The sequence below is a fragment of the Gemmatimonadota bacterium genome, from assembly GCA_022560615.1.
Classification (GTDB): Bacteria; Gemmatimonadota; Gemmatimonadetes; order Longimicrobiales; family Gaopeijiaceae; genus UBA1138.
In genome coordinates this window covers 1-17,723 of record JADFSR010000058.1, presented here as the reverse complement: position 1 = coordinate 17,723, position 17,723 = coordinate 1, and the positions used below count along the sequence as shown (strand labels likewise).

The 17,723-nt window shown below is 64.9% G+C and carries 16 protein-coding genes; 8 read left to right on the top strand and 8 right to left on the bottom strand.

All coding sequences use genetic code 11. The features are described 5' to 3' along the window. Positions 1-43: 43 nt before the first annotated feature. The 7 genes from IIB36_18905 (at position 44) to IIB36_18875 (ending at position 6,104) form a co-directional block, all read left to right on the top strand. A complete protein-coding gene (locus IIB36_18905; GenBank protein MCH7533812.1) occupies positions 44-634 on the top strand; it encodes a hypothetical protein in 591 nt (196 codons plus the stop codon). Between the two features lie 146 nt (positions 635-780). Then, entirely contained in the window at positions 781-1,563 is a 783-nt protein-coding gene (locus IIB36_18900) for a hypothetical protein (protein ID MCH7533811.1), read from the top strand. A 54-nt stretch (positions 1,564-1,617) separates the two neighbouring features. Beyond that, entirely contained in the window at positions 1,618-3,795 is a 2,178-nt protein-coding gene (locus tag IIB36_18895; GenBank protein MCH7533810.1) for an enoyl-CoA hydratase/isomerase family protein, read from the top strand. Positions 3,796-3,833: 38 nt separating this feature from the next. Beyond that, entirely contained in the window at positions 3,834-4,385 is a 552-nt protein-coding gene (locus IIB36_18890) for a nucleotidyltransferase family protein (GenBank protein MCH7533809.1), read from the top strand. Beyond that, positions 4,382-5,221: an XdhC family protein gene (locus IIB36_18885; protein MCH7533808.1), complete on the top strand. Its 840-nt coding sequence runs from the start codon at positions 4,382-4,384 to the stop codon at positions 5,219-5,221. The genes IIB36_18890 and IIB36_18885 overlap by 4 nt, the downstream gene beginning before the upstream one ends. Then, on the top strand, positions 5,218-5,568 hold the full coding sequence (locus IIB36_18880) for an XdhC family protein (GenBank protein ID MCH7533807.1): 351 nt from the start codon (positions 5,218-5,220) through the stop codon (positions 5,566-5,568). Before IIB36_18885 ends, IIB36_18880 begins: the two co-directional genes overlap by 4 nt. An 8-nt stretch (positions 5,569-5,576) precedes the next feature. Continuing rightward, complete coding sequence (locus IIB36_18875; GenBank protein ID MCH7533806.1) at positions 5,577-6,104, top strand: DUF402 domain-containing protein; 528 nt, start codon at positions 5,577-5,579, stop codon at positions 6,102-6,104. Here IIB36_18875 and IIB36_18870 read toward each other — a convergent pair. From IIB36_18870 to uvrA, 8 genes are all read right to left on the bottom strand, one after another. Next, the gene (locus IIB36_18870) at positions 6,101-6,304 is read right to left on the bottom strand and encodes a hypothetical protein (protein ID MCH7533805.1); all 204 of its coding nucleotides are present in this window, start codon (positions 6,302-6,304) and stop codon (positions 6,101-6,103) included. The genes IIB36_18875 and IIB36_18870 overlap by 4 nt on opposite strands. Then, entirely contained in the window at positions 6,301-6,780 is a 480-nt protein-coding gene (locus IIB36_18865; GenBank protein ID MCH7533804.1) for a vitamin K epoxide reductase family protein, read from the bottom strand. The genes IIB36_18870 and IIB36_18865 overlap by 4 nt, the downstream gene beginning before the upstream one ends. A 16-nt stretch (positions 6,781-6,796) precedes the next feature. After that, complete coding sequence (locus IIB36_18860) at positions 6,797-7,564, bottom strand: DsbA family protein (GenBank protein MCH7533803.1); 768 nt, start codon at positions 7,562-7,564, stop codon at positions 6,797-6,799. 104 nt (positions 7,565-7,668) lie between these two features. After that, entirely contained in the window at positions 7,669-8,352 is a 684-nt protein-coding gene (locus IIB36_18855) for an HAD hydrolase-like protein (protein MCH7533802.1), read from the bottom strand. 309 nt (positions 8,353-8,661) lie between these two features. Continuing rightward, positions 8,662-9,636, bottom strand: a complete 975-nt coding sequence (locus tag IIB36_18850; protein MCH7533801.1) for a threonine/serine dehydratase — start codon at positions 9,634-9,636, stop codon at positions 8,662-8,664. Beyond that, positions 9,633-12,206, bottom strand: coding sequence for a DNA gyrase subunit A (gene gyrA / locus IIB36_18845; GenBank protein MCH7533800.1), 2,574 nt, complete (start codon positions 12,204-12,206; stop codon positions 9,633-9,635). Before gyrA ends, IIB36_18850 begins: the two co-directional genes overlap by 4 nt. A 452-nt stretch (positions 12,207-12,658) precedes the next feature. Further along, a complete protein-coding gene (locus tag IIB36_18840) occupies positions 12,659-13,672 on the bottom strand; it encodes a glycosyltransferase (GenBank protein MCH7533799.1) in 1,014 nt (337 codons plus the stop codon). A gap of 21 nt (positions 13,673-13,693) precedes the next feature. Then, on the bottom strand, positions 13,694-16,504 hold the full coding sequence (uvrA, locus tag IIB36_18835) for an excinuclease ABC subunit UvrA (GenBank protein ID MCH7533798.1): 2,811 nt from the start codon (positions 16,502-16,504) through the stop codon (positions 13,694-13,696). A 254-nt stretch (positions 16,505-16,758) separates the two neighbouring features. Here uvrA and IIB36_18830 point away from each other — a divergent pair, with 254 nt between their 5' ends. Continuing rightward, complete coding sequence (locus IIB36_18830; GenBank protein MCH7533797.1) at positions 16,759-17,577, top strand: ATP phosphoribosyltransferase; 819 nt, start codon at positions 16,759-16,761, stop codon at positions 17,575-17,577. Positions 17,578-17,723 lie beyond the last annotated feature (146 nt).

Genomic DNA, 17,723 nt, shown 5'->3' with positions numbered 1-17,723 from the left:
ATCTTCGGTGGTCGCCGCAGTGTGCCTGGGCGAAAACACGTTAATGCGTGATCAGCCGCCCCACCTCGTGACCTCTCCGCCCGACGGACCAGCGTGGACCGTCGGCACCCGGCTCAACGTCACCCAGGAAGTCACCAGCAGTTGGATCTCGGTTGCGTACCCGGTAGAGGGTCCGGTGCCTCGAACCGCGTTGGAGTTCATCGCGCACCTCATCCGCTGGCGACTGGACCCGCTCCCGCCCGACCCGGACCGATACGGAATCGAAGTGCGCTTGGTAGACGCGCCCCTCGGAGCGGTGATCACGGTGGAGGCCGCTGTGGCTCCAGAGGCGTCCGAGCGGTTCGAGCAAGAAATCCTGCAGGTCGTGTCCAGCCTGATCGAGGAGCCACCTGAAGGTGACTTCTTCACATGGGACCGGCGGCGCTTTCGCACCGCCCGGCTCCTCACCGAGGCAGCTCCCGAGCGCGCGGTGGCCCGGATCACGTCGGATCTGATGCGCGACGGTGAGAGCCGCAACGTGGCCGAGGACATTTGGGAGATCACGCCCGAGGCGGTGGCGCGTGCCCTGCGCGCGCTCGGCGAGCCGCGGGTCTTCAGGCTCGGTCCGGACCTCGGAGCTCGCTCTCCACGCTGAAGCCAGCCATGCGTAGGCTCGAAGCTGGCGACGCCAGGGGGGGGACTGTCTGGGGTTCTCGTCCCCCGAAGCTTGATGCATGTTTTCGCGCGCGGTACCTTCGGGCGCTTGTTCCCCGAGTGAACTGAGACGGACGGAGTTTTTCTATGAGGCGTAGCGCACTCCCGTTTGCCATGAGCCTTCTTCTCGCCGCCGCAGCGTGTGGGCCGGGGGAGGTGGTGGTGACGATAGAGATCGATGTCGACAACCCCGATGGGGACGGCACCATCACGCGTGCCCTCTCCGAAGTCGTGGTTCGGCTTGTTCCGTATGATCGCGATGCGGTCTTCGACTCGATGACCACCGCGTTCGGTACGCCCGAGCCCTCGATCCCCGAAGATCTGGTCGCGGCCCGTGACGAGGTCCGCCTTGCGCAGGAGGCGTGGCAGCGGTCGCAGACTCGCTGGAATACCATCCGGGACACGCTCCAGAAGCTGAACACCGCCCTCGAGCAGTACAGTCGAGGTGAGTCCCGGTACACCATCCTTTTCCGCGAGTGGAATGATTTCGACACGGAGCTCACAGACGTTGATCGGGAGATGACCCGATCGTTCGATCGGTTCACCGAGTTGCAACAGGGGACGATTCGCGCTTCTGACTCAGTTCGCATCCTCCAGGAATACTGGGGAGACGAAGCTTTCATTGGGGTGGGTGAGATCTTCCTCGCCAAGCGCCAGGCATCCGGGCTCGACGAAGCGACCGACACCACCGACGCCATGGGTGTCGCGCGCACGCACCTCCAGGTAAAACCCGGCCAATACTGGGTATACGCCCGCTACGAGCTCGTGTACACGGAGCTGTACTGGAACGTCATGATCACCGTCGAGAGAGGCGAGCCCATCCAGGTTCGGCTGACTCGAGAGAATGCCGACGAGCGCATCAAGCTCTAGGCGGAAGTTCCTGGGTAACTTCCTTCTAGGAGGGTCGCTAGCGGCGAGAAGTCTTTGAGCGTAGCGGCGAAAACCAGCGTCTCACCGACGTTCGAGATCGACTCCGACGGTATCGGATGGATCACGTTCGACGATCCTGAACGCAGCCTGAACATTCTGGCGGAACCCGTCATGCGGCGCTTCGCCCAGACGCTCGACAGTGCCCGTGCGGCCGGTCGAGAGGGCCGGGTCAAGGTGGTCGTGATCCGGAGCGGCAAGTCCGGGTCGTTCATCGCCGGGGCCGACGTGGATCAGATCGCCGAACTCGAGGATCCCTCGGACGCCGAGCAGAAGATCCAGCTGGGTCAAGCGATCTTCATGGACGTCGAGACGCTCCCGGTTCCGACCGTCGCGGCGATCCATGGGGTCTGCTTGGGCGGCGGCGTCGAGGTGGCGCTTGCGTGCACGCATCGGGTGCTGTCCGATTCGAAGAAGACAAAAATCGGCCTGCCCGAGGTCATGCTCGGCATTCTGCCCGCTTGGGGCGGCACGACCCGCCTGCCCCGCCTCGTCGGCCTGCAAGCCGCCCTCGACTTGCTGCTCACAGGAAAGCAGATCGACAGCCGCAAGGCGCGGCGGATCGGCTTCGCCGGAGAGGTTTATCCCGAGCACATCTTCAAAGAGATGGTCCGCGACTTCGCGCTGAAGGCACCTGGACAGCCGCGCGCCGGGTCCCGGCGTAAAGCCAAGCTGGTTACGCGTGTCCTCGACGGCACCACCCTGGGCCGCAAACTCGTACTGCGGGCTGCCCGAAAGAAGGTCCTGTCGAGCACGGGAGGGCACTATCCGGCACCGCTACGCATCCTGGACATCCTCGACGAACACGTGACCGGGCCCCTCGAGGCGAGCCTGTCGGCGGAGGCCCGCCTCGCAGCGGAGTTGGTCGTATCTACGGTCAGCAAGAACCTCGTGCACGTCTTCCGCATGCGCGAAGCGGCTCGGAAGGGGACCGGCGTGACGAGTGGCGATGCCGCGCCCAGAGAGGTGAGGAACCTCGGCGTGCTCGGAGCCGGCATCATGGGGGGCGGCATCGCGCAGTTGGCCGCGTACAACGACGTGCGTGTCTACATGAAGGACATCCGCCACGACGCGGTAACCGGCGGCCTCCAGCACGCCCGCGAGCTCTTCGACAAGGCGGTCAAGCGCCGCAAGCTCTCGACGCGTGAGGCGCGTCAGCGCATGGAGATGGTCGCAGGCGGACTCGAGTACCACGGTCTTTCCACCGCAGAACTCGTTGTGGAGGCCGTAGTCGAGCGCATGGACGTGAAGCACGCGGTACTGCGAGAAACCGAGCAGAATGTGGACGAGGCCTGCGTCCTCGCGACGAACACGTCGTCGCTCTCCGTGGATGAGATGGCGAGCGCGCTCGAACGTCCAGAGCGGTTCTGCGGCATGCACTTCTTCAACCCCGTGCACCGGATGCCGCTCGTGGAGGTCATCCGAGGATCCGCGTCAGACGCCGTCTCGATCGCGACCGTCTATGCTTTCGCACTCGAGCTCGGCAAGGTCCCCGTCGTTGTCGGTGACGGGCCGGGTTTCCTTGTGAATCGAATCCTGGGCCCCTACCTGAACGAGGCCGGCTTCCTTCTGGGAGACGGGGCGAGCATCCGACAGATCGACGCCCAGGCGAAGCGGTTCGGCATGCCGATGGGCCCGCTGCGGCTCATCGACGAAGTGGGCATCGACGTCTCGGCCCACGCGGGCGCCGCTCTGCACAAAGGTCTCGGAGATCGCCTGGCTCCCTCCCCCGCGCTCGTAGCGCTTGGCAAGACCGAGCGGCTTGGCAGAAAAGGAGGCCGGGGCTTCTACCTGTACGAAAAGGGACGCCGGAAGCGGGTCGACGAATCGGTATATGCAGAGCTCGGAGCAGCGGTGCCCAACGAGCGACGCAAGCTTCGTGATCGGGACATTCGTGCGCGGCTCGTCGTACAGATGATCAATGAAGCCGCGCGGGCGCTCGACCAGGGCATCGTCCGCACCGCGGCAGAGGTCGATCTCGCGATGATCATGGGCACGGGCTTTCCACCGTTCCGCGGCGGATTGCTTCGCTTCGCGGACTCGCTACACCCGAAGGGGGTGCTCGACCGCACACGCAAGCTCGAGCAGGCGCATGGAGAGCGGTTCGCGCCAGCGGACCTTCTGGTCGAATTAGCGAACAGTGATCGCACGTTCTACGAGGCCTTCAGCACGTGATCGGGGGCATCGTGCCCTGCGCGGGAGGCTCCGCTCGCATGGGCAAGCCCAAGGCACTGCTCTCGATGCGCGGCAGGACCTTTGTACAAGCCGTAGTCGATGCCTTGAGCGCCGGCGGGTGCGAGCCCGTGCTGTCCGTCGTGCCGGATGACCCAGTGATCGCGGAAGCCGCACGCGCCACGGGGGCGCGCGTGCTCACGAACCCACATCCCGGTGAGGGGCCCATCACATCGATGCGGCTCGCGCTGGCGGAGTTGGAAGGCTCCGTGGAGGGAGTGATCTACCTCGCTGTCGACCATCCATGCGTTCGTGCCGAGACGGTTGCGACGCTACTGGACGCCGCGCGATCGACGGACGCGCCTCTCGTGATTCCCACGTACGAGGGCGAGCGAGGCCATCCGAGCTTCTTCCGCGAGAGCCTGTTCCGCGAGCTCATGGATCCCACGCTGGACGGCGGGGCACGCACGGTCGTGCGCAGACACCTGGACCGCGCCGAGCTGGTCGCGGTGGACGACCCCGGGATCCGATTGGATATCGACACACCGGCTCAATACGTGGCAATGCTCTTGGGCTCGGTTCACGCGCCGTGACACTGCACCCCGCGGACGCCGCGACACTGTTGGTCGAGACGGCTGAGCAGGGCGGCCGCGGAGTGGTCGCAATCCTCGTCGGTGGGAGCTCCGACGCGCCAGACGCAGCCCGGGTCGCATGGATCGAGGGCGCGGGCGCTGAGCCCAAGCTCCACGGCTCGCTGGGCAGCGCTCTGCTCGATGACGCGGCGATATCTCTGATGAAGGAGGTCCTCGCGAACCCGAGGGGCTCCGACGGGCTGCATGAACTGACGGTCGAGGGCGCCGTGCTCGAGCTCTACCTCGAGGTGCGCAGGCCCGTCCAGGAGCTGATCATCGTTGGAGCCGGCCACATCGCCCAGCCACTGGCGCATATGGGCGCGTTGCTCGGTTTCCGAGTCTCGGTGCTCGATGACCGACCCGACTTCGCGACCCGCGAGCGCTTTCCGGACGCCGAGCACGTGTTTCAGGCCGACTTCGATGATCCATTCAGAGACGCCAAGCTACACGAGCGCTCGCACGTCCTGCTGGTCACGCGCGGCCACAAGTACGACTATGCGTGCCTCGTGCGCGCTCTGCGCGTGGATCCGCCTCCCGCGTACATCGGTATGATCGGGAGTCGGCGGCGTGTTCGCGCGACGTACGTGCAGCTGCTCGACGAGGGGTTCGACCGTGAACAACTGGATCGAATCCACGCGCCGGTCGGTCTCGATATCGGCGCGGAAACGCCCGAAGAGATCGCGGTCTCGGTTGTGGCTGAACTGGTGAAGGTACGGAGGGGAGGCACCGGAGCCTCGCTCAAGGAGGTGGAGCGGGTAGCAGAGCGCTTCTTCCCTGACAGAGACGAAGAGAGATGACGCACGACGACGACAGGTTGCTGACCGAGGCGCTGCAGACGGCCCGCGAGGCGGGGCGACGGTGCGCGCTCGCCACGATCGTGGGCACGAAAGGCTCCACACCTCGCAAGGTCGGTGCGCGCATGCTCGTCGACCCTGAGACCGGTTTGGTCGGGACCGTCGGCGGTGGCTGCGGTGAGGCAGAAGTGATCGAGGCGGCGCACGAGGTCCTGGAGACGGGTATCCCCCGTCGCGTCAGGGTCGAGCTCACGGACGACTTCGTCTCATGGAGTCCCGCGGTGTGTGGCGGCGTCATGGATATCTTTCTCGAGGCGGTGGACGGCCGCTCCTCGAGCAAGCCTCTCTAGAAGGCCGGGTGACCGAGCGTCCCCGCGTCCGTATTCACTACCGGCGCCCGCCGGATCGAGAACAGATCTTCGATCAAACCGTGGTGCTGGAGCGCGACGACGTCATCGTGACCCTTTCGGAAGCGATGGAGTTCGATCCTCCCATGCGCATCGACGGTGACATCGCGCTCGAGACGGGCTCCTCTGTCGTTTGGTTCACCTTCCCCGGCGCGTGGCACGACGTCGGCCGCTTCCACCTCGCCGACGGCACTTTCACGGGCTTCTACGCGAACGTGCTCACACCGCCGGAGATCGACGGGCGAGTTTGGCACACCACGGATCTGTACCTCGACGTCTGGGTTTCTGCTGACGGGACTGTCCAGCTTCTCGACGAGGATCAGTTCGACGAAGCAGTGGGACGCGGTCTGGTGGACAGAGACACCGCGCGTCGGGCGCGCGAGGAGGCGGAGGGGCTACTGGCTCAGGCGCGAGACGGTTCGTGGCCACCCGCCGTGGTACGGGAGTGGACGCTGGAGCGGGCGAGCTTCGACGGCTAGGCGTCGATCCGGTACGCCGCACACAGCCGAGCCACGTCCACATGAACTCGCTTGAGCACCACCGGGTCTTCACGCAAGCAGTCGATCAGCCGGTCGTAGCCTTCGAGCGACGCGGACGGGATCTCGATCTCCTCGTGGTGGAAGGAGCCCTCGTCGACCAACACCAGCCGCACCTTCGCCGTACCCGTGCCCTTGCTCACGAGCTACCCTCTCTGAGTCGCGCCACCTCCGGAATCGATGCGAAGAAGATCAGCGTGATGATGATCGCGGAGACCACGCAGTATTGACACCATGCCTCGATGACGAACGCCTCCAGGTACGTCAGGTATGCGGAGAAGAGGCCGCCCCCCAACGAACCCGCCAACAGGAGTCCGCCGATCATGCGCGATTCACGGTGGTTCGGTCGTAGACCCACGAAGGAAAGTGCGAGAAGCGCGACGTAGCCCAGGACCCCTATGAAGGAGACGGGGACCGGCCCGAGCGTGGCGTACTGGCTGGACTGCACCGTGGCACAGTCGCCCACACCACACACGATGGGGCCGCCCAGCCCCAGGTTGTGGGCGAAGAGGTAGAGCGCCACGAAGAAGCCCCCCAACGCCAGCACCGCCACCATCATACGATTCATGGGCGGCGCGGCTGTGGCCGCGCCGCCCATGTTCCCAGCTTCGTCGCTCACGCTTGCTCCGGACGTGTTAGTTGGCCCCGCCGGCGTCCACGGAATCAGCGATCTGGTCCATCGCGGCTTGGATGCCACGGAAGTCGTTGCTGGGCACCTGCACCGTCCTGACCTTCCCCTGGACCATCCCCTGGACCATGACCGTCGGCGTCCCGTTGACGCCAAGCTCGTATGCGAGCCGCATGTTGGCCGAGACGAGCTCGGCGTGGCGGTCGCTCTTCACGCACTCCTCGAAGTCGTCACCGTACAGCCCCACGTCCTCACCGAAACCCATGAACTTTGAAATGGGGCTCGCTTCCAGCCGCCACGATGTCTGGTTACGGAAGAGCGCGTCGTGGTACTCCCAGAACTTGTCTTGATCCTGGGCGCAACGCGCGCTGCGCGCGGCGAGGAACGCGGTCGGGTGAATCGTCGTGATCGGGAAGTCATAATAGACGAACTTGGCCTTCCCGGTCTCGAGCAGCAGCAGCTCGATCTGAGGCTTCACGCTCAGCGCAAAACTCCCGCAGGCCGGACACGCATAGTCACCGAACTCGATGATGGTGATCGGCGCGTCATCGTCACCCTTGGTGGCGCCCTGAGCCATTTCGGCCAGAACGGTCATGTCATCCAGGCCCTCGACCTCGATCGGCTCCATCGCCGCCGCGCCGAGTGCCGAGCTACCGAGGGAATAGCCAACGGCGCCGATCCCGACGACCGCTACGACACCCAGGATCACATAGAACTTGGTCATGTCGGAGCCGCCCCGCTCACGGGCCTTTCTCCGTTCTTCGCTTCTAGACACAGCCTACTCCGATGCGGACCGCCCGCGCGGTGGTGGGCTCGGTATGGGCCTTCAAGATGTTTCCGCGGCGGGGCGGGATCAAGCGATGGGGGTGACGGTCAGGCTCAGGCAGTCAGCAAAGCGAGGACCTGGTCCGTGGCGGAGAGATCCTCGAGCACGTGGTCCGCACCCGTTTCCGCGAGCTGCCGGAAGCTGAAGTGACCTGTCGCGACGGCGAGCGTCCGTGTGCCCTCACGCTGCCCGCACGCAACGTCCCGAGGGGTGTCGCCGATGACGATCGCATCACTCGGCTCGATGCTCTCGCGCCAGGCACGCCGTGCACGCTCGAGCGCAATGGCGGGAAGTTCGTCTCGCTCCTCGTGGTCGGAGCCATAACTGCCGAGTTCGAAGTGGCCCCACAATGCGGCCGACCGGAGCTTGAGCTCGGCGCCCCCCACGATGTTACCGGTGAGCAATGCGACGCCGATGTCCTCCATCTCGCTGAGCGCCGCGAGCAGCTCGGCGACACCCGGGAGCACGTCCACCGGACGGTCCACCAACTGGACCTCGAGCTTCTCGAGGTAACGACGGAATAGGTCCGGCAGGCGCGACTCGACTCGGGCGCGGTCGCAGCCGACGCCGGCCAAGAGCTCCCGCGCAATCAGCGGATCGGTCTTGCCCGCGAAGCTCACGCCCTCGACGTCTCCGATCGTCCCGAACGTCTCGAGCATCGCCTCGCAGAACGCATCCTTCGCCGGTCCGCCCGAGATGAGCGTACCGTCGATGTCGAAAAGAACGACCCGGCGCACTAGAAGGCTGTTGAAGAAGTACAGCGGGCCGCGTTGGGGATGCCACGGCTCCAGATCCTAGGCGGCGCGACGACGCCATAGCCGTCGCTACGGCTAGGAGCCCCAACGACGGAGATGGAGCCGTGCCACCCCAACCCACACACTCGTTTGTTCATATCAGCCATGGTGTTGGGCGCATGACGGTTGCGCGGTTGATCCATCGTCTCTCCTCGTCGCCGTAGCTAGGCTACGACTCCTCGTCGTTCCTTGCCTGAACGCGCGCAAGCGCCATGCGCGCGGCCCACTGTACTTCTTCAACAGCCTTCTAACTCAGGCCAGACCGGCCAGTAGGCTCGGATCCAAGTTGCCGCCGCTGACCACCACCGCGACGGCGCGGCCCTTCGCGTCGACTGCCTTGGAGAGTAGCGCTGCGGTCGTCGCCGCCCCGGAGTACTCGACGACGAGTTTTCGGCGGCTCAGGAGCCACGAGGCAGCTTCCCGAATCGCATCGTCGTCGACGGTGACGACATCGTCCATCAGGTCGCGCGCGTGCTCGTACGTCAGCTCGCCGGCGATCACGGGAGCCAGACCGTCCGCAATCGTGTCGATCTCCTCGAGTATCGCGGGATGACCCTCGTCGAGTGCCTTGCGCATCGAAGCGGCTCCCTTTGGCTCCACACCGACGACCTGCGCACTCGGTAGCAGCCTCTTCACCGATGCCGCGATCCCGCTCGCGAGTCCTCCGCCGCCGATGGGCACCAACACCAAATCGACATCGGGCCACTCCCGCGCGATCTCGAGGCCGACCGTTCCCTGTCCGGCAATGATGTGCCGGTGGTCGAAGGGCGGGACGATGACCAGACCTCGCTCCTCGGCAATCGCTTCCGCGCGCGCCATTCGCTCGACGGAGGTCGTGCCCTCGTATTCGATCTCGGCCCCGAGCCGCTCGACGCCGTCTCGCTTGACCTTGGGCGCGGTCGTGGGCATGACCACGACGACGTGCACGCCCCGGAGCTTGCCCGCGAGCGCCACGGCCTGGGCATGGTTGCCCGAGGAGTACGTGATAATGCCCGACGAGACCTGATCGTCAGAGAGTTGCGACACGAAGTTGTGGGCGCCTCGGATCTTGAACGATCCCTCACGTTGCAGGTTCTCACATTTGAGGCGCACCTGGGCGCCGGTGGCGTCGGAGAGCGCGTCCGCCGGCAGCAGGGGGGTCAATACTGCGACGCCGGCAAGACGGCGCGCCGCGGCCTCGATCTCTGTCAGGCCGACGAGCCCCTCGCCCTGCACCACGTCGCTCACTCCGCATTCTCGCTCTCGTCGCCCACCCCACCCTCGGCGGAAAACTCGCCTTCATTCTCCCCATTCTTTTCGTTCTTTTCGTTCTCGCCGTTCTCGCCGTTCTCCTCGTCCTCAATGACGATACGCGCGACATCGACCACGATATCGCCCTTGTCTAGGTTCACGAGCTTCACGCCCTGTGTCGCCCGGCCGATGAGCGAAATCTCGGCGACCCGCTGTCGGTTCACGACACCGGCTTTCGTGATCACCATGAGCTGTTCGTCCTCTTGGACCGCCTTGATCGCGACGACCTGCCCCGTCTTTTGTGACGTCTTGAGGTTGATCACCCCCTTGCCGCCACGCTTTTGCAGGCGGTACGCGTCTACGTTGGTCCTCTTCCCCATGCCGTTCTCGGAGACGACCAGAAGTGTCGAGTCGGGACGGACCACGACCATTCCCATGACCACGTCGTCGTCGCGAAGCTTCAGCCCGCGCACGCCGGCGGTGGCACGCCCCATCTGACGCGCGTCGCGCTCGTTGAACCGGATCGCCATGCCACCGCGACTCGCGAGAATGATCTCGTCGTCACCCGACGTGATCTGCACGTCGATCAGCTCATCGCCTTCGCGGATGTTGATCGCGTTGAGGCCCACCGCGCGGACGTTCCCGTACGCGGATAGGGCGCTCTTCTTCACGACGCCCAGGCGGGTGGAGAACAGGAGGTTCCTGTCCTCCGAGAACTCGCGTACCGGCACTATGGATGCGATCGCCTCATCGTCGGCGAGGTTGAGCAGGTTGACGATGGGCTTTCCGCGCGCGGTCCGGCCGCCGATCGGTATCTCCCACACTTTGATCCAGTAGCATTGGCCGCGGCGCGTGAAGATCATGACGTAGTCGTGCGTGGACGCCACGAAGAGGTGTTCAACCCAGTCCTCGTCCTTGGTATCCATGCCGCGCAGGCCTCGGCCACCACGGCGCTGCGCCCGGTACGTGTCGAGCGCAAGACGCTTCACGTAGCCCTGATGGGAGACCGTGAGGACCATGTCCTCCTCGACGATGAGGTCCTCGACATCGAACGAGCCGACCGCTTCGATAATCTCGGTCCGACGGTCGTCGCCGAACTTGTCCGAGACCGTGCGCAGCTCTTCCTTGAGGATCTCCATACGCCGCGCTTCGGACTCCAAGATCTCGCGCAGCTCCTTGATGACGACGCGTACTTCGCCGAGCTCTTCATCGAGCCTGTTGATCTCGAGCCCGGTGAGCCGCGCGAGTCGCATGTCCAGGATCGCCTTCACCTGACGCTCCGACAACTCGAACGCCTCCCGCAACTGCTCGGAGGCCGCCACCGTGTCCGTCGAGCCGCGGATGATCTTGATCACCTGGTCGATATGGTCGACCGCGATCTTCAGACCCTCGAGGATGTGCTCGCGCTCGAGCGTTTTGGCGAGGTCGAACTCGCTCCGGCGCACGATGACCCTGTGGCGGTGGTTCAAGAAGTGCTGGATCATCTCGCGGAGCGGCATGACCTGCGGCTGACCATCGACCAGCGCGAGCAGGATCGTTCCGAACGTCGACTGCATCTGCGTGTGCCTATACAGCTGGTTGAGAACCACCTGGGGCACGGAGTCCCTCTTCAGCTCGATCACGATGCGCATGCCGTCGCGATCGGACTCGTCCCGCATGTCGCGGATGTCGGGCAGCTTCTTGTCTCGAACCAGCTGCGCGATCTGCTCTACGAGCCGGGCCTTGTTGACCATGAACGGGAGCTCGGTGACGACGATGCGTTCGTTGTTCGCGTCGATCGGCTCGATCTCGGCCCGCGCGCGCATGATGATCCTGCCTCGACCCGTGCGATACGCGTCTCGGATGCCCTCCCGCCCGCAGATGAAACCGCCCGTCGGGAAGTCCGGGCCCTGGATGATCCGCTCGAGCTCCTCTTGTGGAAGATCGGGGTCGTCGATCATCGCGATCGACGCTTCGACGACCTCACGCAGGTTGTGCGGAGGGATGTTGGTCGCCATACCGACGGCGATACCCGACGAGCCATTGATGAGCAGGTTGGGGATTCGCGCCGGGAGGACGGTCGGCTCGTTCCTGCTGCCGTCGAAATTCGGCCTGTAGGCGACGGTTTCCTTGTCGATGTCGGCCAGGAGCTCCATCGCCAAATGAGTGAGGCGCGCCTCGGTGTACCGGTACGCTGCCGCGGAGTCGCCGTCGACCGAACCGAAGTTGCCCTGGCCGTCGACGAGCGGATAGCGCAGGGAGAAGTCCTGCACCATGCGCACCATCGAGTCGTAGACAGACGAGTCCCCGTGCGGGTGGTACTTACCCAGGACGTCACCGACGACCGTTGCGCTCTTCTTGTATGCGCGCCCGGGACTCAGGCCGATCTCGCCCATCGCGTAGAGGATGCGGCGGTGAACCGGCTTGAGACCGTCCCTCACGTCAGGGAGCGCGCGCTGTACGATCACGCTCATCGAGTAGTCGATGAACGATTCGCGCATCTCGTCCTCGAGCAGGCGCGATAGAACCTTCTCGCCCCCGCCGCCGTCTCCTTCGTCTCCGCCTACGAGCTCGAGCTCGTCACTCATGGGTCCGTCCTTCCAAGGGTTCGATCCGCCGGCTCGCGCCGACTTAAAGCTGCCTCACTACCGCACCGAGAGGCCGGTCCATTTGCACGCCCTGCAGCGACGCCTCATGACCCTCTGTCCATGAACGTCGAGAGCATGCGATGCACTTTTCGCCTCTTCAGTCGCTCCGTGTCCCGAATCCGTCGACGACGGCCCGAAAGCCAGAGCCCAGCCGGACTGCCGTCAGGGAGGCCGCCTTCGTCGATAGCTGCAGACCCAGCACCACGAGCCCGGCCGCAAGTATTGGCGCCGTCCGCCGCACTAGCGGTCGGGGCCTACGGTCATGGAGGGCTCGGAGGGGTGAAGAACGTCGGGCAAGCGCTCGCTCCTGTGAGGCTCTGCTTAAGTCTCCTGAGGGCGCTCGGGGCGCTTCCTCCCGAGACTATGAAAAATAACGCTTTTTGCTACCCGAATCACGCAACTACGACGAAAGACTTCAGCTCTTGCAGACCACCCTCGGTCAGCAGGCTCCGCAGCTGGTCTCGCGCGCCCTTCTGGCCAACGGCGCCGAGGTGAAAAACACCCCGTTCGGCCAGTGCCCGCGCTGTATCCAGGACTGGGACACCGTGTATTCGCTGGCCGATTTTCCGTGGGTCGACTTCGGCGAACGCGGTGAACCTCGCGCCTCGTTCCACGAGCTCTTTGGCGAGAGCCTTGCCCACCGGTCCGGCACCCCAGATCAAGGCACCGTCGAGCACCTCGGGAAAAGCCTCGAGCAGGTAGTGCACCTTGCAGCGCCGGAAAGCATCCGGGGAGTACGTGGGATCTGTCCGGGACAGCCGATTCTCCCCCTCACGCCAACTCAAGAGAGTCTCAGGAACCACGCCCAGGCCCCCTCCGGCGCGCCACAGCCGGAAGACGAGGTCATAGTCCTCCGGCCACCCGCGGTCCCGATACCCTCCGACGGCCGCGACCGCCTCCGCCCGCATGAAGAACGTCGGATGCGCGATCGGGCACTCGACGAAGATCTCACGGGCCACCTCCTCCCGCGTCGAGGTCGAGTTTATCCACGCCTCGTACCAGAGCGCTCCGCCACGGACATGCTCACGAGGGAAGTACTCTACCCGGCATCCGCAAAGCGAGAGCTTGGGTTCAGACTCCATCCACTCGTATTGACGGGCGAACCGCGTCCGCGCCGACACGTCGTCCGCGTCCATGCGAGCAAGGTATCGTCCGCGCGCAACCGTACGGCCGGCCTCGAGAGCCGCAACGATGCCCTGAGGGGCCTGCTGAATCACGGTCACGCGCGCATCACGTGAAGCCCACGCCCGCAACTTCTCGTAGGTATCGTCCGTCGAGCCGTCGTCGACGGCGAGAACCTCGAATTCGATGAAGGACTGCTCTTCGATCGATTCGATCGCCTTGTCGAGATGCTCGGCACCGTCCCGGACCGGGAGCAGCACCGAGAGGGGTGGAGGAGCTATCATGGGCGTAAGCGTAGCGACGGTCTAGAGCACCTCGGCCAAATACCTCCCGGTCACGCTTTCCGGCACGCTCGCGACGGTCTCGGGCCTTCCCATGGCAACGACCGCACCACCCCTTCCACCAGCGCCCGGGCCCAGGTCGATCACCCAGTCGGCGACCTTGATGACGTCGAGATTGTGCTCGATGACCAGCACGGTGTTACCGGCATCGATCAGGCGGTAGAGCACGGACAGCAGCTTGCTCACATCCTCGCCCGAGAGTCCGGTCGTTGGCTCGTCGAGGATGTACAGCTTCCGCCCCTTCTTGCCGGCCGCGCCAGCGAACTCCCGCGCGACCTTCAGCCGCTGCGCTTCTCCGCCAGAGAGCGTGGTCGCGGCCTGGCCCAAGCGAAGGTACCCGAGTCCGACCTGCTGGAGCTGCCAGAGCTTCTTGCCGAGCTTGCGCTCGCGGATGAAGAAACGAATCGCCTCGTCAACGGTGAGCTCGAGCACCTCTGAGATGTGCTTGCCGCGCACCTTCACATCGAGGATCTCCCTGCCGTATCGCGTACCGCCGCAGTCCTCGCACGGCACGAATACGTCAGCCATGAAGACCATCTCGATCTCGACCTTGCCGGCGCCCTTGCAGTGCTCACACCGACCGCCGGTGACGTTGAAGCTGAAGTGGCCCGGACCGTAGCCGCGCTGCCTCGCGATGGGTTGGGCGGCGAAGAGCTTCCGGACCTCATCCCACGCCTTGATGTACGTCACCGGGTTCGAGCGGGGGGTTCTTCCGATGGGAGACTGATCGACGAGCACCACAGCGTCGAGATGGCTGAGTCCCTCCAGCGCCTCGTACTCCCCCACGAGCTCGCCGAGGTGCTCCTTCGCCGACGTCTCCCCGCCGAGCTCCCGCTCTGCGGCGCGGAAGAGCACGTCGTGAACGAGCGTGGACTTCCCGGAACCCGAGACTCCCGTGACCACCGTGAGCGTACCCAGCGGAATGTCCACATCCACGCCACGCAGGTTGTGGAGCCGTGCCCCCCTCAGCGTGAGGCACGCTCCGTCCACCGGGCGGGCCTTTTCGGGTAGCGGGACGGAGGAACGCCCCGACAGATACCTCCCCGTAGCGGTATCCTCGGCCTTCAGCCCCTCCGGCGACCCCTCATACACCACCTGCCCGCCCTGCTCTCCCGAGCCTGGTCCGAGCTCGACGACGTGGTCCGCTGAAAGAATCGCCTGCGAATCGTGCTCGACCACCACGACCGTGTTGCCCGCCGCGCGGAGTTTCTCAAGCAGGCCGAGCAGTGCTCCGGTGTCCTTGGGATGGAGCCCGATCGTCGGCTCGTCGAGCACGTACAGAGTGTCCACCAGAGCTGCGCCGAGCGAGTTCGCGAGGTTGATGCGCTGCGCCTCCCCGCCGGACAGCGTGCGCATCTGTCGGCTGAGCGTGAGGTATCCGAGGCCGACTTCGGCGAGGAATGCGACACGCGAGCGAAGTTCGCGGACAATCGTCTCGGCGATCTGGGCCTCCATCTCGCTGAGCTCGAGCCGCTCGAGCCACGGACCGAACTCCTCGAGTGGCATGTCCGCGACCTGAGAGATCGTGTGCTTTCCGATGCGCACCAGAAGCGCTTCGGGCCGGATGCGGGCACCCCCGCACTCTCGACAGTCCTTCGGACTCTGGTACTGTCGCAAGAAGACGCGAATGTACTGCTTGTACCGCTTGTTCTCCTTCGAGACGAGAAACGGAATCACACCGTTGAAGACGCTGCTACCGTACAGCACAGCCTCTCTGAACTTCTCCGGTAATTCCTCCCAGGGTGAGTAGTAGGAGACGTTCTCATCGAGCGCGAAATCCCTCAACCGGTCACGGGCGCGCCGATAGCGTGGCTTCGACCAGGGATCGACCGCGCCGTCACCCAGCGAGCGGCCAGGGTTCGGTACCACCAGATCGGGATCGTAGTCGAGCGTGGCCCCAAAACCCGTGCACAGCTTGCACGTGCCATACGGGCTGTTGAACGAGAACAGTTGCGGAGTCGGATCCAGGAAAGTGACTTCGGGGTGATCCGGACAGCGAAAGTGCTCGGTGAAGAGAAGCCGGTTTTCCGGTCCCTCGCCCGTAGCGACCACGATCGAATCTCCCTCTCCCTCGACGAAGCAGAGCCCGAGCGAGTCGGCGAGGCGGTCCGACGCGTTGCTCGCGACCTTGAGTCGGTCGACGACGACGAGCAAGTCCCGGGCCGTGGTGAGGTCCACTCCGAGTATCTCGGCATCGACGGCGTCACCCCCGGAGATATCCAGCGATGTCCCGTCTGCGAGCAGACGCACGAAACCCATCGCGCGCAAGTTCGAGACAATGAGTGCATGCGTGACCTGCCCGCTCCGCGGAAGTGGGAAGGTGACCTGGATGCGTGTTCCCTCGGGCAGCTCCAAGACGCGGTCGACGGCTTCGCTGACGGTGTCGGGACGGACCTGCCGGTCGCACTCGGGACAGTGCGTCCGCCCTACGCGCGACCAGAGCAGACGCAGATAGTCGTAGACCTCGGTCGCGGTGCCTACGGTGGACCGGCTCGACTTGGTCGGGTTTTTTTGCTCGATTGCGACTGCCGGCGAGATGCCCTCCACGGAATCCACATCCGGCTTCTCCATCCGCTCGAGAAACTGCTTGGCATACGTGGAAAGTGACTCCACATACCGGCGCTGACCCTCGGCGAAGAGCGTGTCGAGCGCGAGCGAGCTCTTACCAGACCCGGACGGACCGGTGATCACCGTGAGCTGTCGCCTGGGGATGTCCAGGTCGAAGCCCTTGAGGTTGTGCTGGCGAGCTCCGCGAATGCGGATGGGGTCGTTCATGCCGAACGATATCACCGACGTCCACACCCAACAGATCTTGACGCCCGCTCGGGGCCCGGACAGCTTTGCCGGACCATGAAGAACATGATCCACGTCGCGCACCATCATCATCACGCCGCCCTCGCGGGCTGCGGAGGATTGGTGCGTACCTAGGACGTAGATCCAGGAAGCAACAAGCCACCGCGGCCCGTCTCGGACGGGCCGCGGTTTTTTTGTGGAGACGAACCGTGGCTCTAGCTCAAACAGATCAACGCATCCGCATCGCGCTGCCGAACAAAGGGCGCCTCTCCGAGCGCGCGCTTCAACTCTTCGAGCAAGCTGGCCTCAAACCCGCGTTCAGGGTAGACCGGGCGCTCGTGGCGTCCCTGGGCGATGACTTCCAGGCGATCTTCGTGCGCGCTGCAGATGTCCCGGAGTACCTCGCCGATGGAGCCGCCGACCTCGGAGTCACGGGCCTCGACCTCGTAGAGGAGAGCGGCCGGAACGTCGAGCACGTGCTCGATCTCGGCTTCGGCCGTTGTCGGCTGGTCGTGGCAGTACGCGACGATTCGATCGCGACCAGCGCGACGGACCTGCCCGCCGGCACGCGGGTCGCCACGTCGTTCCCTCGTGTAGCGTCTCGATACTTCGAGGCGCTCGGCATCCCTATCGAGATCGCGCGGGTCTCGGGCTCGACGGAGATCGCGCCGCACTTGGGCATAGCGGACGTCATCGTGGATCTGACCTCCACCGGCTCGACGCTGCGCGTGAACGGGCTCAGGGAGATCGACACGATCCTCAACTCGTCCGCTCACCTGATCGCTCGACAGGAATCGCTCACCCACCACGCGAAACGGGACGCGATCCACGACCTGGCCACAGCGATCGAGTCGGTGCTGCGTGCACAGGAGAAGCGATACCTGATGGCCAACGTGCCGCGCGCCAAGCTCGACGAAGTCCGTCGGGTCATCCCCGGACTGTCGGGCCCCACGATCGTCGAGGTTCTCGACTCGGGAAGCTGGGTCGCCGCGCACGCGGTGGTGGACACCTCCGTGACGCCTTCATCGAGGGCCACGCTTCGGCAGCGCTCGTAGCGGGCATCCTGCACGATGGCATCACGACCGTCGATGCTCTGAAGTCGTCGCTAGCCGGCTGGAACGTGAACGTCCGGCTCGGCGAGGCGAGTGTCTTCGACTCATCCGGTATGTCCAACCTGCCTGGCGTCTCCGACCCACTTGGA

What these genes read in the sequence shown, in the direction of transcription:
- IIB36_18905 (MCH7533812.1), top strand. Translation starts at nt 44, where the DNA reads ATGCGTGATCAGCCGCCCCACCTCGTGACCTCTCCGCCCGACGGACCA.
- IIB36_18900 (MCH7533811.1), top strand. Translation starts at nt 781, where the DNA reads ATGAGGCGTAGCGCACTCCCGTTTGCCATGAGCCTTCTTCTCGCCGCC.
- IIB36_18890 (MCH7533809.1), top strand. Translation starts at nt 3,834, where the DNA reads ATGGGCAAGCCCAAGGCACTGCTCTCGATGCGCGGCAGGACCTTTGTA.
- IIB36_18880 (MCH7533807.1), top strand. Translation starts at nt 5,218, where the DNA reads ATGACGCACGACGACGACAGGTTGCTGACCGAGGCGCTGCAGACGGCC.
- gyrA (MCH7533800.1), bottom strand. Translation starts at nt 12,206, where the DNA reads ATGAGTGACGAGCTCGAGCTCGTAGGCGGAGACGAAGGAGACGGCGGC.
- IIB36_18840 (MCH7533799.1), bottom strand. Translation starts at nt 13,672, where the DNA reads ATGATAGCTCCTCCACCCCTCTCGGTGCTGCTCCCGGTCCGGGACGGT.
- uvrA (MCH7533798.1), bottom strand. Translation starts at nt 16,504, where the DNA reads ATGAACGACCCCATCCGCATTCGCGGAGCTCGCCAGCACAACCTCAAG.